Annotated in this window: 13 protein-coding genes and 1 other annotated feature; all 13 genes read right to left on the bottom strand. The window is 40.6% G+C overall.

What is annotated here, in order from left to right; genetic code table 11:
- Window positions 1–11 precede the first annotated feature (11 nt).
- The gene (locus HMPREF9965_RS04190; protein ID WP_000332015.1) at window positions 12–443 is read right to left on the bottom strand and encodes a hypothetical protein; all 432 of its coding nucleotides are present in this window, start codon (window positions 441–443) and stop codon (window positions 12–14) included.
- Between the two features lie 164 nt (window positions 444–607).
- Complete coding sequence (locus HMPREF9965_RS04185) at window positions 608–1,366, bottom strand: ABC transporter ATP-binding protein (protein ID WP_000125421.1); 759 nt, start codon at window positions 1,364–1,366, stop codon at window positions 608–610.
- On the bottom strand, window positions 1,363–2,229 hold the full coding sequence (locus HMPREF9965_RS04180) for an ABC transporter permease (RefSeq protein WP_000637258.1): 867 nt from the start codon (window positions 2,227–2,229) through the stop codon (window positions 1,363–1,365). The genes HMPREF9965_RS04185 and HMPREF9965_RS04180 overlap by 4 nt, the downstream gene beginning before the upstream one ends.
- Before the next feature lie 65 nt (window positions 2,230–2,294).
- Window positions 2,295–3,290, bottom strand: coding sequence for a tryptophan ABC transporter substrate-binding protein (gene trpX / locus HMPREF9965_RS04175; protein ID WP_000792177.1), 996 nt, complete (start codon window positions 3,288–3,290; stop codon window positions 2,295–2,297).
- Window positions 3,291–3,406: 116 nt separating this feature from the next.
- Window positions 3,407–3,623: a binding site (T-box leader), on the bottom strand.
- 94 nt (window positions 3,624–3,717) lie between these two features.
- Entirely contained in the window at window positions 3,718–6,414 is a 2,697-nt protein-coding gene (gene ppc, locus HMPREF9965_RS04170; protein ID WP_000058159.1) for a phosphoenolpyruvate carboxylase, read from the bottom strand.
- Between the two features lie 23 nt (window positions 6,415–6,437).
- On the bottom strand, window positions 6,438–7,661 hold the full coding sequence (gene ftsW / locus HMPREF9965_RS04165) for a cell division peptidoglycan polymerase FtsW (protein WP_004243106.1): 1,224 nt from the start codon (window positions 7,659–7,661) through the stop codon (window positions 6,438–6,440).
- Between the two features lie 189 nt (window positions 7,662–7,850).
- A complete protein-coding gene (gene prsA / locus HMPREF9965_RS04160; RefSeq protein WP_000727955.1) occupies window positions 7,851–8,792 on the bottom strand; it encodes a peptidylprolyl isomerase PrsA in 942 nt (313 codons plus the stop codon).
- A gap of 189 nt (window positions 8,793–8,981) precedes the next feature.
- A complete protein-coding gene (locus tag HMPREF9965_RS13135; RefSeq protein ID WP_000856210.1) occupies window positions 8,982–10,229 on the bottom strand; it encodes an LPXTG cell wall anchor domain-containing protein in 1,248 nt (415 codons plus the stop codon).
- Window positions 10,230–10,533: 304 nt separating this feature from the next.
- Entirely contained in the window at window positions 10,534–11,157 is a 624-nt protein-coding gene (locus HMPREF9965_RS04150; protein WP_000081179.1) for a recombinase family protein, read from the bottom strand.
- Window positions 11,158–11,204: 47 nt separating this feature from the next.
- Window positions 11,205–11,918, bottom strand: coding sequence for an O-methyltransferase (locus HMPREF9965_RS04145; RefSeq protein ID WP_004243097.1), 714 nt, complete (start codon window positions 11,916–11,918; stop codon window positions 11,205–11,207).
- Between the two features lies 1 nt (window position 11,919).
- Window positions 11,920–13,722: an oligoendopeptidase F gene (gene pepF / locus HMPREF9965_RS04140; RefSeq protein ID WP_000244101.1), complete on the bottom strand. Its 1,803-nt coding sequence runs from the start codon at window positions 13,720–13,722 to the stop codon at window positions 11,920–11,922.
- An 18-nt stretch (window positions 13,723–13,740) separates the two neighbouring features.
- Window positions 13,741–14,697 carry a competence protein CoiA gene (locus tag HMPREF9965_RS04135; RefSeq protein ID WP_000495879.1) on the bottom strand — a complete coding sequence of 319 codons (957 nt, stop codon included), beginning with the start codon at window positions 14,695–14,697 and terminating at the stop codon, window positions 13,741–13,743.
- Window positions 14,698–14,773: 76 nt separating this feature from the next.
- Entirely contained in the window at window positions 14,774–15,922 is a 1,149-nt protein-coding gene (locus HMPREF9965_RS04130) for a DUF1887 family protein (protein ID WP_000202646.1), read from the bottom strand.
- Window positions 15,923–16,051: the final 129 nt, after the last annotated feature.

The raw sequence follows: 16,051 nt of genomic DNA, 5'->3' as shown, positions 1-16,051 counted from the left end.
GAAATAAAATCCTATTTCACTTGATCTTCGAGATTATTTTTCAATATTCTGCTAATATACTGACCATCTTTTCTACTAATACAAGCCGTTGCAAAAGTCATCGGTGCTATATAAACTTCTCCTCTATATGACGGGTCGGTCAATACAGGCATAGAATAATAGGCGTTCTTTTTATTTTTAAGGTCAATAAACCACTTACCACCCAGATGCTTGCGAAAGGTTTCGCCAATATAAACTGTCAGGTAGTCCAACATCTTACAGTCCGCTATCAAAGCATGATGATCTTCATAATGCGCCAAGATCCAAGCTTCCAAATCATCCAAGGACTGAATGCTATAGTCTAAATTTAGCCCTTCTTTCTCCGCAAACTCCCTGGTAAAATAATCCATCTTAAATCCAATCTGAAAAATCCATTCCTGAAAATCTTCTTGTGTATATGCCATGTTTTTATCTCCTTACACTTATCAAAGTTTGAAATTCTTAAATCGATTATATTATAAAGTAAAATAGACGAAAAGAGAAATATAAATAATATTTAAAAACAACTAAAAAAGTTAGAAGTAAAAATTCCACCTCTAAGCTTTTTATATCAATTATTTAAAATCATCTACTCAAACAGTTGATAATAATCAGAAATCTTCATTTTAGATTTTTCATCCTTGTTCAAATCTTGGATAATTCGTCCTTCTTTCATGACAATGAGACGATTTCCGTACTTAAGAGCGTCTTCCATATGATGGGTAATCATCAAAGCTGTCAGATGGTCTTTGCTGACAAATTCATCTGTTAACTCCATCAAGGCCACACTGGTCTTGGGGTCGAGGGCTGCTGTGTGTTCATCCAACAAGAGCAACTCTGGTCGCTTTAATGTTGCCATCAAGAGACTCAAGGCCTGGCGCTGACCGCCTGATAGAAACTCAATCGGAGTGTCCAGATGTTTTTCAAGACCATTTCCAACCTTTTCAATGGTAGCCTGAAACTCTTCTCTATGACTTGATAGTCTTCTAGGCAGGAGCCCTCTCTTCTCACCACGAAACTTGGCAATCAAAAGGTTTTCTGCAACGGTCATACGGGGAGCCGTACCCATTTTAGGATCCTGAAAGACACGAGACAAGTACTTAGCCCTCTTTTCAGGTGAAAAATGCGTCACGTCCTCGCCCATGATGCGGATACTTCCGCTTGTTAAAGGTAAGGTACCTGCAATAGTGTTAAAAAGAGTTGACTTTCCAGCTCCATTTCCACCTAGGATGGTAATGAAATCATGTTCAAAAATTTCAAGAGAAACATCATTCAGAATGATTTTTTCCTCGTCAAAGCCATTCGTGATGACTTTGGTAGCATTTTTTAATTCTACAATTGCTGTCATTTGCTAAACTTGACTCCTTTCAGATATTTGCTTTTGAAGGCTGGAATCATAAGGCAAACTGCCAAAATCAAGGCGCTGTACAAACGAAGATAACTTGTATTAAACCCAATAGCAATCACTCCCCATACGAGGAACTGATAAGAGATAGAACCTACAACGATGGTCATGAGTCGCTCTGCCAAGGTCAAACTCTTGAACAATACCTCACCAATAATCAAGCTAGCAAGCCCTACGACGATTACTCCAATTCCTCGAGAAACATCTGCATATCCTTCTTGTTGAGCAATTAAGGCTCCTGCAAGCGCGATAATCCCATTTGAGAAAACCAAGCCCATGAGTTCCATACGTCCCGTATTGATACCAAAACTACGAGCCATATCAGGATTATCACCTGTAGCGATGTAGGCTTGACCTAGTTTAGTATCAAGGAAAAAGAGCATGAGGCCAATAACAAGAGCAACAAAGATAAATCCAGTCAGGAGTTGATTGAGGTCCGAATCAAAAGGCAAGACATCCTGAATTTGCTTGGTTCCAAGAAGACCCAGATTGGCACGTCCCATAATCATGAGCATGATGGAATGGCAAGAAGTCATAACCAAAATCCCTGATAAGAGAGTTGGAATTTTTCCTTTGGTGTATAAAAGACCCGTTGCCATACCAGCCAGACAGCCTGCTCCTACTGCAACCAAGGTCGCTAAAAATGGATTAACCCCTTGTGTTATCAAGGTAACAGCTACTGCTCCCCCTAGAGGAAAAGAGCCCTCAGTAGTCATATCTGGAAAATTCAAAATTCGAAAAGTCATAAAGATTCCCAAACCTAAAATCGCCCAGACCATTCCCTGAGAAATAATGGATACTATCATAATCTTTCACTCATTTCTTTCTTTAGTAAAAATGGGAGGAGATGTCCCCAACTCCTCCTTTATCTTTATTCAATCACTTGTCCTGCTTCTTTTAGAACAGACTCAGGGATTGTGATACCAAGTTCTTGCGCTAGTTTTTTGTTGATAACTGATTTACCAGTTGAGAAGACATTAACTGGAGTATCAGCTGGTTTTTCACCTTTCAATACTTTGGCAATCATTTTACCAGTAGCCACTCCAAGATCGTGTTGGTCAACTACTACAGATGCCAGACCTCCTGCTTCTACCATGGCAGTTGCGCTTGGGTAGATTGGTCTTTTAGCTGTTTGGTTGCTTGATACAACTGTTGGGAAGGCTGATGCGATGGTGTTGTCAATTGGAATCCAGATTGCATCAACCTTGCTTGTCATAACATTGACTGTTGAAGCAATTTCGTTAGTCGAAGGAACGGCAAAGGTTTCGACTGTCAAACCTGCTTTTTCAGCATAAGCCTTGAATTCTTCTACCTGTGTTTTTGAGTTATCTTCGCTACTTGAGTAAAGAGCACCGATTGTTTTGACATTTGGTGTGAGAGCTTTAATCAACTCTACTTGTTGTTCAGCAGGGTTGTGGTCTGATACCCCTGTGATGTTGCCACCTGGTTTTTTCAAGTCTTTGACCAAGTTAGCACCGATTGGGTCTGTAATAGCAGCCATGATAACAGGTAGGTCTTTCGTAGCGCTAGCTAAACCTTGAGCCGCTGGTGTCGCAATCCCAACAACTACATCGTTTCCATTTGCTACCAATTGTTTACTCATGGTTGCAACCTTGCTCTGATCTCCTTCAGAGTTCATAAAGTCGATTTTCACTTGGTCACCTTTATAGCCTTCTTCAGCTAGTCCATCTTGAATCCCTTGGTAAATCAAGTCCAAGGATGGGTGACTAACAAATTGAAGGACACCAACCTTAGCAACCTTTTGCTCTTCCTTAGCTACTGGCTTGTTCATTGAAGAATAGATCAAGCTAGCCACTACCAATACTGCTAATCCAGCGATAATTCCAATTAAACGTTTATTTTTCATATTTTTTCTCCTTTAAATCACTTGTACTATACTCTTTTCACTCAAAACAAGCGACGCCATCGTTTAAATTCCATCATCATCCTCCTAATAGAAAAAGTCCTCACACAAAAAACTTGTGTGAGGACGTCGATGCGCGGTGCCACCTCAATTATAGGGAATATCCCTATCTCTCTTTCTCGCATTCACGAGTTGCACTGTAAGGTGTGCTCACCGAATTTTTATGATTTCAAACTCTTAAGAACATTCAGCCCAATTTTCATCACTTTCATTTATCTGTTTCCACCAACCACAGACTCTCTAAAAAACTTCAATGATTACTTTCTGAATGTTTAAATTATATCATTTTTCAATTACTTGTCAAGACTGTTTCTAGAATTTTTTAAACTATTCAAAAACTTCCCCAGAAAAAGAGGAAGTTTGTAGAATATCAGCCTGAATTACGCAAACCGGTTGCAATTCCGTTAATGGTTGTATGAATCAATCTTTCTTCGTCTGTTGACAATTCACCACGACGTTGACGTTTAATCAACTCCAACTGGATGTAGTTAAGGATATTAAAGTAAGGCATACGATAGTTTAGACTGTCTTTTAAGTAAGAGTTTTCAGCCAAGAGTTCGTCATAGCCTTCAATAGCTAAAATAACGTCCTTGGTCAACTGCCATTCATCTAAAATGGTGTAATAGATGGCTTGCACTTCTTCATCTTCACAGAGTTTGGCATATTCGAAGGCAATGTTCATGTTAGACTTAGACAAGACCATGTCCACATTGGAAAGCAAAGATTGGAAGAAAGGCCAGTTTTGATACATATCACGAAGGATCTCAATATTATCAGGATCTTGATCAATAAATTCTTTGAAGCTTGAACCCACGCCATACCATCCAGGAAACATGACACGACTTTGTGACCATGAGAAGACCCAAGGGATAGCACGCAAACCGCCGATTTCAGTGATGGTCTTACGAGCTGCTGGACGCGAACCGATGTTAAAGCTTGAAATAGCTTTGATTGGGCTTGACTCGAAGAAATAGTCATAGAAATGTTCATTTCCAAAGACCAAATCACGGTAGATATCGTAGCTACGGTCCACTACTTGATCCATGATAGCTTCGTAACGATTTGACGTATTAGTATCGCTCTTCTTCTTGGTAATCATACGGTTAATGGCTGCAGAAACTAACATTTCAAGGTTATAATAAGCAGCGTCTTTGTTTCCGTATTTGTTTCCAATCACTTCTCCCTGTTCAGTCAAACGGATGCGGTCCTTGATAGACTTGAGCGGTTGAGATGTAATGGCTTCATAAGTTGGACCACCACCACGGCCCACGGTACCACCACGACCGTGGAAGAAGGTTACTTTAACGCCAAATTCGTCTCCAATAGCAGTCAGTTGCTGTTGAGCTTTATATAGAGTCCAACATGATGACAGGTAACCACCGTCCTTGTTACTATCAGAGTAGCCAAGCATGATTTCTTGGTAGTTATCCTTTGAAGCAATCCATTTTTTAGCCAAAGGAAGAGAGAAATATTTTCTCATGGTTTCTTCCGAATGATCCAAGTCCTCGATAGTTTCAAAGAGGGGAACAATCTGAACGCGCGCTTTTTGAGCATCCACCAAGCCGACTTCCTTAAGCATAATTGCTAGTTCGAGCATATCGGACACGCTAGTTGCATGAGAGATGATGGTTTGACGAATGACGTTTTCACCTAATTTATCCTTCAACTTGCGCGCAGCTTTAAATATAGACAGTTCCTTCTCAAGTAGTTCTGACTTTTCAGCATGAGTTGCTGAGAGGATACGAGGATCTTCTTCCAACTCTTTTAAGAGGAGGACGCATTTTTCATCTTCAGAAAGATCGCTATAATGGTCGTTGATACCTGCGGATGCTAGCAATTCTGCGACACAAGCTTCATGAACACTAGAATCTTGGCGCATATCGATAGAAGCAAGGTAGAATCCAAAAATTTCAACTGCTTGCATCAGCTCGACAAATTCTCCTGAAATCAGGTATTCACCTTTGTTCTCGAGGAGAGAATCCCTGATAGCTAACAAGTCTTGGTAAAATTCATCCGCGGTAGCATATCTTGGATGAACATCCTTATCTTCGATAAGATAGGTCTTGGTTGCCCGCATCTTAGCTTGGATGTCAAAGAGGGCACGACGATAGAGTTCTTTTTCACGATAAATCGAGTTATCCTGTGACTTGAGCGCCATCTCACGAACCTTGTCACTGACATTCACAATACTGGTTGAAAGTGAGAATTCACGATAAAGATTATAAATCTTTTCATCATAGTAGTTCATGATGACTTCGCACTGAGTCAAGGCTGATTTGTTGAGGGTTTCTGCCGTTACGAAAGGATTCCCATCACGGTCTCCTCCAATCCACATCCCCATGGTAATCGGTTTTGGATGTTGGAGCTCGATACCTTGTTCCTTAGCTAGTTTCTTATACTCAGCCGTCAAACGTGGAACAGCATTCAAGAAAGAACTTTGATAGTACTCCATCACGTTGGTGATTTCGTTGGTTACTTTCAATTTTTTCTCGCGAATCATGTCCGTTTGCATGATAATCTCAATATAACGACGGAGATCGGTGTGCCATTTTTCTTTGTTGATCAAGCCTAGTTTGACATCACGGTACTTCCGTAAAAGTGTATGGATATGATTAGTTAAGTCCAGCATACTCTTGCGTTGTACTTGAGTCGGGTGGGCCGTCAAAACTGGAACTACATTCAGCTGCTCCAAAATTGTAGCCGCGTTTTCTTTTTCAGCCACCATCTTAATGGTTGTTGACAGTTTTCCTAGATAGTCTTGGTCCACATTATTTTGGTGATTGATCTCATAAGCCAAATCCACATCTTCAGAGATATTGATCAAGAGTGGAAGAATTGAGAAATAGCGAGAAATATAGATCATTTCCTCGTTTGAAAGGCTGGTCACCAATTTATTGAGTCCTTGATAGTTTTCGCTTGTAGACAAGTCCTTCAACTGCATGATTTTATCAAAAGTCTCAGGCGCAAGCATATTTTTTGTGATGTCTTCTAATAGCTCTGTCAAAATCAAGACTTCTTCTTGGACGACGGCTTTATTGCTATAGTTTTCTAATTTTTGAAGTGACATAAACTTTCCTTTCCATTCAATCCTTATAGAGTAACAGAAGTTTGACCTTCATATTCTCTGATAAGTTTGGCACGTTTTTCACTAGCATCGATATTTAGTACAAAGGCAATGGCTACAGATAAGACTAGGAGACTATTTCCCCCTTGTGAAAGGAAGGGGAAGGTTACCCCTGTAGAAGGAATCAAACCGGAAATCCCACCGATATTGACAAAGACCTGAACAAGGATCATCCCTCCAACACCGATAGCAACCATAGAGTTAAAGGGATCCTTAGCTCGAATACCGACTAGGATGATTCTCAAAATCAAGAAGAAGAGGAGTGCCAAAATCATACTCGCTCCTACAAATCCAAACTCCTCGATGACGATCGAAAAGACGAAGTCCGTATGGGCTTCTGGCAAATAACCACGCTTTTCGATAGAATTTCCTAGTCCAAGTCCAAACCAGCCACCATTCACCATGGCATAGTAGGAATTTGCAAGCTGGTGCCCTGCGCCTGCCAAGTCATTGAAAGGATTAAAGAAGGCGCTGAAACGTTTAGCAACGTAACCAAATACCGGAATTTGAGAAAACTTCTCAATCCCAACAAGACGAATGACAGACAAGGCTAAAATGGAACTTCCTGCTAAGAGAGCTAGAATAGTCGAGAACCAACGATAGGCAATTCCACTAACTGTGTACATAAGCAACGACACCAAAACCAGAATGGTCGCATTTCCCAAGTCAGGGAAAATTCCCAAACTACCAATCAAAACAAGTAAAACGAAACGCCAGTCGTTAAAAGCTCGAGGTAACCACTGATTCTGAGTCAAGACTTGGAAATCGTAAACAGCTATCTCATCTTGCTGTTTTGAGAATCGATGGGCTAGGTACCAAATAATGATAATCTTAAGGTACTCTGCAGGCTGAATCGTTACAGGTCCTACAGAAATCCAACCGTAAGCACCATTGACTGGTGTCCCAATTAGCCGAGCCAAAGCTAGGAGAATGATCTCTACAAACATAACGATAAAAATCAAGCGTTCATTTCTTAAAAAACCAAGTTTCAGTTTATAAATTAAGGCAATCAAAACCAAACTAACTCCCCAAAACATTCCTTGGTTCCGAGCTAACTGAAGAGCGCTTTTCCCTTCTTGAATCAAGGTAGCACTCGTCGTTGAGTAAACGACGATTAGACCCAAAATTGATAAAAGGAGGTAAGGAATTAAAATGGAATAGTTCAATAGGTGCCTTTTACTAATTTTCATATGTCACCACTCTAATAGAAACAGAGAAAACTGTTCCTAATTCCGTTTTATTTTCTAGTTTTGATTGCTATTATACCATTTTTTCAGAAAGAAAAAAACTCTTATCCTCCAATCCTTCGAATTTTGCTATTTGGCCAAAACTGATTACTAAAAAATACAAACTTCAAGACAAAGTTTGTATTTTCTTTTTTATTCTGCTGATGAGCTACTGCTTGAGTTTGAATCGGCACCACCAACGTATTGGGCAAAGATATTTTGGAAAACAGGATCTTTCACTTTAATATTGGCAGCTTGGAATTCTTTTCCGATAACGCTCTGAACGAAAGATGAATCGTTTTGTTTCTGAGCCAGGATGACCGTTTTCAATTTTTCTTTGTAGTCATCTAGGTTTGATGATTTTTCTGTTTTCTTGGTTAGCTTAATAATGTAGTATTGGGTACTGTAAGCTTGTGTTCCAGTCGCTGTGATAACATCAGAGACACCATTCACATCCAAGGCAAAGGCCGCCTTCTTGACTTGTTCTGGAAGTTCTGTTGAAGCAGAGTCAAAAGTGATTTCGCCACCATTTTCTTTTGTCTTGTCATCATTTGAGTTGTCTTTTGCCAACTGGGCAAAGTCAGCTCCCTCAGCTTTTGCTTTTTCGAGCACTTCTTTTGCCTTGTCTTCATTATCCATACGGATGATTTGTGCTGTCACATCGGGTGTGTAAGCTTCAAAAGCCTTTTGGTAAGCTTCGTCAGTCAGTTCATTTTCTGCTGCTTTCTTAACTGCCAATTCAACTAATTTGCTGGTGCGAATTTGAGCTTTACGAGTTTCAGGAGTCATTCCTGCACGTGAAAGAACATTTTGATAACTGTCCCCGTATTTCTTCTGCTCTTCGGCAACAGCGTCATCTACTTCCTGTTCAGTCACTTCAGACCCATATTGTTTTTCAAATACTTTTTCTATCGTCATATTGAGCAAGACTTGTTGTGCAGTTGGGTTGTTTTTGGCTTGTTCATAAAATTGGTGTTCAGTGATAACATCACCCTTCATACTGATGAGGTCAGCTCCTTCAGAACTTTTTGAACAAGCAGCCAAAGTCGCTACAGATAATAAGGTAATGGCTCCTGCCAATAGTTTTTTCTTCATGTTTACTCCTTTTTCTAAAAACGGTCAAAAATTTCTCTAGACCAACTCAATCATTATACCATATTTTATAGCAGATAACTTAAATAAGACTAAAAATAGTAGCTTTTAAATTTTTAACGATTCAATTTTTTTCATTCCAAAAAGAACCTGAACAACGGTTCAAGTTCTTTGTTTATCTTATATTATTTTTTAGTGACGTCCTTTGTAGGTCAAGCCTGCTAGACCAAGACTTGCAAGGAGAAAGCCTGCAAATCCAAGAATTGAATTTTGTTCGCCAGTGTTTGGTAGGGCTGTAGTTTCTGGTTTCGAAACAGGTTTGTCAGCTTTAGTGTTTGAATCTTGCCCAACAGGTTTTACAGGAGCTTGTGGAGCAGTATTCGAATTAGTTTGTGGTTTAGTTTCCGGTTTTACTTCTGGTTTTGAAGTCTCTGAAGGTTTAGTTTCTGGTTTTACTTCTGGTTTTGAAGCCTCTGAAGGTTTAGTTTCCGGTTTCACCTCTGGTTTCGGAGTTTCTGAAGGTTTAGTTGCCGGTTTCACTTCTGGTTTTGGAGTTTCTGAAGGCTTAGTTTCCGGCTTAACCTCTGGTTTCGGAGTTTCTGAAGGTTTAGTTTCCGGTTTTACTTCTGGTTTTGGAGTTTCTGAAGGCTTAGTTTCCGGCTTAACTCCTGGTTTTGGTGTATCAGAAGGTTTAGTTTCCGGTTTAACTTCTGGTTTTGAAGTCTCTGAAGGTTTAGTTTCTGGTTTTACTTCTGGTTTTGAAGCCTCTGAAGGTTTAGTTTCCGGTTTTACTTCTGGTTTTGGAGTTTCAGATGGTTTAGTCTCTGGTTTTACTTCTGGTTTTGGCGTATCAGAAGGTTTAGTTTCCGGTTTCACTTCTGGTTTTGGAGTTTCAGATGGTTTAGTCTCAGGTGTCACTTCTGGTTTCGGAGTCTCTGAAGGGTTGGTCTCTGGCTTAACTTCTGGTTTTGGAGCTTCAGATGGTTTAGACTCAGGTGTCACTTCTGGTTTCGGAGTCTCTGAAGGTTTAGTTTCTGGTTTTGGAGTTTCTGAAGGCTTGACATCCGCATCTAACTTCTTATATCTTAGGTATCCTTCCAGATACCCATCATTAGCACCGTAAAAGAATCTGCTTGCTATATTATACGTTAGGTTATAGCCCGGCATCCAGGAAAAATTTGATACCACTTGGTGCCCTTCAATATCCTTGTAGATATTTACAGACTCACCAGGGTTTAGGACCCCAGTATACATAGGTGCTATTTCTCTACTATGCTCATCTAAATACCTAATGCGGATTTTGATTTGCCCTTGCCGTTCTTCAGCCTTTACAATAGCAGCCCCTAAAACAGGCACATCAGTCAAAGCTGGCGCAACAACACCAAGAGATGCAACAGAAAGCAAAGAAATACCAAGTTTGGTCACTTTATTCGTTTTCATCATTTCCTCCTTAGGAATGTAGAATTACTTTTTAAGGTGTGCAAATACTATAAAAAGCCTAATTTTTTGATTTTAGTATTTCGTAAAATTCACCTCAACCACTTGGGCGACAAGGGTTTTGGTGTATCGGATAACGACCGTTAAACGATAAACTTAAAAACAAAAAAATACAAATCCAACACAGGCTCAAAACCTTGTTAAATTCGTATTTTCTGAAATATTCACATTGTTATTTTGAATGTTTCGCCAAACGGTCGTTAATCGAAACAAATTTACACTCTCATTGTAGCATTTTGTCTTGTTTTTAGCAAGAATTTTGCGAAACTTTTTTGCGATTGTTGGCCACCTTGTTTCGTTCCAAGACTTTATAGATAGTTGAGGTCGAAATTTGTTCTGCTTTTGCAATTTTTCTTATGCTTAATCCACCTGCCAAATACTGCTGAATAATTCTCTTCTCCTTCTCTTTCGAAATTCGCTTAGCACCCAGTTTGACACCTTTTTCCTTAGCTTTACGAAGTCCTTCACGAGTACGAAATCGTAAGTTTTCCAGCTCACTTTCTGACACAAATCCTAAAATCATACAAAGTAACCTACCAATGAGCGAATCGGTTTCCAGCTTTTCATGCAAACTGACTAGCTGAATATCCGAATCATTAAATTGTTCAATCAGTTCTAGCAATTTAAACATAGAGCGCGTAAGTCTATCAAGCTTGTAGATGGTGAAAGTGACTTGCGTTCCTTTTTTCGAAAGCGTTTGAGCCAATTTTAAGGCCTTTTCGAGTTCTGGACGTACATTGTTGGAACCAGATTCACGCTCGATAAAAAGCTGGTCACAATGCTTGAGAGCATCGATTTGCACTTCTAAGCCCAAATCTTGCTTGTGGGTTGAAACGCGTGCATAGCCAATATTGATGATGTTTTGAGACATAAAAATCCTCCTGTTTTTGATACAGAAGGATTATACGATTTTTAATATTATTCCATTTCTGGTAAAGTTACATTTTCCACATTCTTTCGTAGCATGAGAATGCCGTCTCCAAGTGGAACTAAAGTCGCCGTTAAATCTGGATTGTCCAACGTTGCGTCGAACAGTCTTTGTAAACCACGGTAAATGGTGCGTTGACCCCGGCGGACTTCCATGATATCCTTGGCAACATCGCCTCCTTGGAAAATATCATCCAAGACTACTACTCCACCAACTTCCAAGTGTTTGAGGATTTCTGGTAGAAAGACGATGTACTTGGACTTGGCCGAATCCATAAAGACAAAATCATAAGTTTCAGTCAAGGTTGACAAGACATCGACTGCGTCTCCCTCTAGGAGGGTGATTTGCTTGCGACTATCAAACTGGGCAAAGTTTTCCTTGGCAAAGCCGATCATCTCAGGATTACGGTCAATCGTTGTAATCTTAGCATTTGGGGCATGTTCCGCCATCAAAAGAGCTGAAAAACCGATAGCTGTCCCAATTTCCAAAATATTCTTAGGCTGCAGACTTTCCATGAGAAAACGGAAATATGCGACTGTTTCATGAGGAATGATTGGAATATTTTCCTTACGAGCGAAGGTTTCCAATTCTTTCAAGGAACCTGTCACCTGCTTTTGACGCTGGCGCATGAACTCTACGATTTCTTCCTTGACAACGGGACGACGCATGTTATGATTGGCGTTTTTACTATAAGACTCTACCATCTTAAGCTAGTCCCAATTTTTCAACTAAGGCTTCAAACTCATTCAAGCGGCGTTCAAAGACTGCAAAGGCGTCGTTGAGATAGTCTTCCTTCTCCATATCCACTCCCGCTTTTCTCATGACATTGAGTGGATAGTCTGAGTTACCTGCCTTGAGGTAGTCTATATAGCGGTCACGGTCTTCCTGACTACCATGGACAATCTTCTCAGCCAAGGCTGAAGCCGCTGCAAAACCAGTCGAATACTGGTATACGTAGTAGTTATAGTAGAAGTGTGGAATGCGCGCCCATTCGTACTGAATTTCAGGATTGTCTTCTTTGCTAAGTCCATAGTACTCTTGGTTCAAGTCAGCATAGAGTTTATTCAGGAAATCACTTGTCAAGACTTCTCCATTTTGGTCTGCTTGGTGGATAGCATGTTCAAACTCAGCGAATTGAGTTTGACGGAAGACTGTTCCACGGAAACCATCCAAGAAGTTATTAAGGATAGCAAAGCGAGTTGCGTCGTCTTCTACTTCTTCCAACAATTTCTCTGTCAAGATATTTTCGTTGGTCGTTGAGGCAATCTCTGCCAAGAAGATAGAGTAATCTCCGTAAACATATGGTTGGGTTTCACGAGTATAGCTAGAGTGCATACTGTGACCTGTTTCATGGACAAGGGTAAAGAGATTATCTAAATTATCCTGCCAGTTGAGGAGCATAAAGGCATTGGTATCATAAGAACCACCAGAGTAGGCACCAGAACGCTTGCCTTGGTTTTCATAGACATCAATCCAACGCTCACTGAAAGCCCGTTTGACACGGCTCAAGTAGTCGTCACCCAAGACTGCCAAGGCTTCTTCTGCCTTTTTCAAGGCTTCCTCATAAGTAAAGCTGTATTCTACTGACGAAAGTGGTGTGTAAACATCGTACATCTTGAGATCTGAAATTCCCAAGATTTTAGAGCGGAGTTCAAGGTAACGATGCAAGAGTGGCAAATGCTTGCGAACTGCTGCTACTAGATTGTCATAGACACTCTCTGGAACAAAGTTGGCTGCGAGGGCTGCATGACGAGCACTCTTATAGTTGCGGACTTTTGCTCGGTAGTTTTGCACCTTAACATTTGTCTGCAAAGTCTTCGCGTAAGTATGTTGGAATTGTTCGTACGTCGCATAGAGGGCTTCATAAGCACCACGGCGCACTTCACGATTTTTAGACTCCATCAAGCGAATGTAAGTACCGTGTGAGAGCTGCACTTCCTTGCCTTCATCATCAAGGACATATGGAAAGCTAATATCCGCATTGTCCAAGATGGCGAAAGTTTCACTAGCAGCGCCAAAGATTTCTCCTGCGCCAGCTAGCAATTCTTCCTCACGTTGCGAAAGAACATGGTCTTTCTTTTGCAATAGCTTGTCAAAAAAGTGTTTGTAAACTTGGAGTTTTGGTTGAGCTTCTAGGAAGGTCACATACTGCTCTTGGCTAATCTCCATAAACTCTGGTTCATAGAATGAAAAGGCTTGTTCTAACTGACTGTAGAGGGTCATAGCCTTGGCATAGTACTCCTGATACTTGGCTTCACGCGTATCTTGGTCGTTTTTCATATGTGCATAGACATAGAGCTTTTCAACTTGGCGTTCCAAGTCAAGTGAGAATTCTGTAATCTCAAGCAAACTGTCTGCGCTGTCCAAGAGATGTCCCTCATACTGGGATGCTGTTTGTACTTTTTCAGTTAAGTCTTTCAAGGCTTCTTCCCAAGCCTGGTCTGTTGGGTAGATTGTTGAAAGATCCCATGTATCTTTTTCATTTATTTCATGTCGTTGTAATACCATAAGATTCCTCCATCCTTTCTATTTTATCACATTTTCTGAAAAATATAAGTGATAAAAGGCTGGTGGATAGAGCTTTTGGCGATTATTTTTTATATTTTTTTGATAGTAAGCGAAAAATTCTTTATAATAGCTACTTAAATCTTGGTCAATTTGACAAAAATTTCCTGACTCTATTGGTCTGACCTGAGGATACCAGTCGTCCAGTTGACGGTTTAATAGATTGTCTCCTCGTTGATAAGCCTCCTCCTGTTTTTTCATCCAGTAAGGCGTTTGGTAGTACAACTGCTGGCGAATATAGTGACAGATAGTGGAATCTTGGACAACTGCAAAACGAGGCATTTTTTGTTTTTGATAAGGAAATCGTAGAATTTCCAAGAGATTTCCTTGTCCATAGGGAAATTCCTTAACCTGAAAATGAAGCTTGCCACGTAGGTCCTGATGCAGAAGATATTTGAGTCTCAAAACTTGCTTTTTGAGATCTAGTTCCCAAACATAGAATCCCATATTTTGACTAAAATAGAGGAATCCCCTTTGCAGTTGTGTTAATCGCTCTTTTAACCAGAGTTTTTCTCCCAGTAGCCAGATAACCTGATAGCCCTGGCTGCGGTATCCTTGGCTTCTATCGCCTAAAAGCTTTTGAGACAAAGGGCTGCACTGAACCTCCAACGCTAGTTTCTCATTGACGAGAACATCAGCTATCTGCTGAATATCGGGCAGATTATATTCTAAGGCGACCTGATTGTCCTTCTTGGCCCAGTGATAAAGGGCCTCTTTGTTGCCCAAGTGTTCTGGACTTTCATTTTCAAAAATAGCTATACAATCCCTTAACCTTTCATGGGCAAAGTGCGTTCGAATACTCTGTCCTTGGCGTAATCGTAGTCCGCCCCCACAGGCTGGACAAGTATAAGCTTGCTTGGTCACATCTTTTTCGAGGGCATTCACCAAATTTCCCTTGGCATCTCTGGCTACAAACATGGTCTACCTCCTTTTCTCATTTATTCGAAAAAGAAGTAAAAAAGGCTGGAATTCCAGCCTTTCATGATATTATTTCTTATCTTTTTTGTCTCTTAGAGTATTTTTTTAGCATGGGAATGAGATTGGGAATCTGCTCACTTCTAATGACCAGCACGCCGTATTCCTGACAGCGATTGGCATAAACAGGATTGATTTTCCCCGTACAGACAATTAACTTGAGGCAACTCTCCCCAGCAAAATGATTGGCATAGACTTCTAGCTCATTGATGGCTTCAACTGATAAATCTGTCATCTTGCAAGAGATAAAGGTAATCGAGCGCCCCTTTCTCAGAATGACATCAATCTCATTTTGAACATTATCCGCCTCTGGAAAGATACCATTCCAATCAATTTCACCGCCTATCATGCACTCATCAAACAGCTGAGATTCCAGCGCCAAGAGATAGAGATACAATTCTAAAATATGCCCTTTGTTGCGACAAAAGACTTGGGCTTCTTGACTTGGAAAGCTGTAGCTTACTCGTTTCTTGTCTTCGCTTTCAATACGAAGCATCCCCGCATCCGCTAGTAAGGGGATGACGGATTTTGGATAGTGGTAATACTTGCCATTATTTTCCAGTATCTTTTCGGTTTCAGCATGAAGGTCATTGGTTTTAGCAAGCGAGAAAAATTGGGTCACTTGGTACCAGCGTGCGGGATTGGCAATAGCTGAGCTGGCTAATTTTTTGATGGCAGCAATTTGCTGAGCCGAGTGGATAGGGCGTTTGGATTTGAGCATTTTTCCACCACGCAAGGCTATCAACTGTTGTATGCTTAGGGTTGGAATGTCCAAGTCTTCTTTTTCCAACTGACCAGCTGTCCACTTGTATTGTTTTCCCCGCTCGACATCCATGGCCACAATGGGGAGGTGGTGAGCCAAGCCGTATTGATATAGAGATAAGGCTAGTAGCGAATCCCCACCAAAGACATCAAGGAGAACCTGGTCATAGCCTGCTAGACAATAATCTAACTGGTCTGCTAGTTGTTCTAAGGATAGCTGACGAAAGGTCACTCGTTGAATATGGGAAACCTCATCCAAGATAAAATGGCGCAGTGAAAGTTTATCATTACTGCTTATTTTCGTCAAAGATAGGAAGAGAATCTCGTTACAATCACTGACAAAAGCTTGGTAGACATTCTTTTCCAATACATGCCGATCATACAGCTCCACCAAAAGACTCGTCATTGGATCACCTCCATCATATACAACTTCTTGTGCTGAAAGAGACAGCAACACACTTCTACTGCTCGCTTTTCCCACTTCTAGTATAGCATAAAATCCTGCTCGCCCCAATCAACCAACGCAAATAAAAAC

Source organism: Streptococcus mitis bv. 2 str. SK95, assembly GCF_000222705.1.
GTDB classification, from domain to species: domain Bacteria; phylum Bacillota; class Bacilli; order Lactobacillales; family Streptococcaceae; genus Streptococcus; species Streptococcus mitis_AY.
This window is presented reverse-complemented; position numbering and strand designations above follow the sequence as displayed.

Excerpts from the sequence above, each read along its gene's own strand:
- HMPREF9965_RS04130 (WP_000202646.1), bottom strand. The coding sequence starts at position 15,922 with ATGACGAGTCTTTTGGTGGAGCTGTATGATCGGCATGTATTGGAAAAG.
- HMPREF9965_RS04150 (WP_000081179.1), bottom strand. The coding sequence starts at position 11,157 with ATGTCTCAAAACATCATCAATATTGGCTATGCACGCGTTTCAACCCAC.
- ppc (WP_000058159.1), bottom strand. The coding sequence starts at position 6,414 with ATGTCACTTCAAAAATTAGAAAACTATAGCAATAAAGCCGTCGTCCAA.
- HMPREF9965_RS04145 (WP_004243097.1), bottom strand. The coding sequence starts at position 11,918 with ATGGTAGAGTCTTATAGTAAAAACGCCAATCATAACATGCGTCGTCCC.
- trpX (WP_000792177.1), bottom strand. The coding sequence starts at position 3,290 with ATGAAAAATAAACGTTTAATTGGAATTATCGCTGGATTAGCAGTATTG.
- HMPREF9965_RS04190 (WP_000332015.1), bottom strand. The coding sequence starts at position 443 with ATGGCATATACACAAGAAGATTTTCAGGAATGGATTTTTCAGATTGGA.
- HMPREF9965_RS04185 (WP_000125421.1), bottom strand. The coding sequence starts at position 1,366 with ATGACAGCAATTGTAGAATTAAAAAATGCTACCAAAGTCATCACGAAT.
- HMPREF9965_RS04180 (WP_000637258.1), bottom strand. The coding sequence starts at position 2,229 with ATGATAGTATCCATTATTTCTCAGGGAATGGTCTGGGCGATTTTAGGT.
- prsA (WP_000727955.1), bottom strand. The coding sequence starts at position 8,792 with ATGAAGAAAAAACTATTGGCAGGAGCCATTACCTTATTATCTGTAGCG.
- HMPREF9965_RS04135 (WP_000495879.1), bottom strand. The coding sequence starts at position 14,697 with ATGTTTGTAGCCAGAGATGCCAAGGGAAATTTGGTGAATGCCCTCGAA.
- ftsW (WP_004243106.1), bottom strand. The coding sequence starts at position 7,661 with ATGAAAATTAGTAAAAGGCACCTATTGAACTATTCCATTTTAATTCCT.
- pepF (WP_000244101.1), bottom strand. The coding sequence starts at position 13,722 with ATGGTATTACAACGACATGAAATAAATGAAAAAGATACATGGGATCTT.
- HMPREF9965_RS13135 (WP_000856210.1), bottom strand. The coding sequence starts at position 10,229 with ATGAAAACGAATAAAGTGACCAAACTTGGTATTTCTTTGCTTTCTGTT.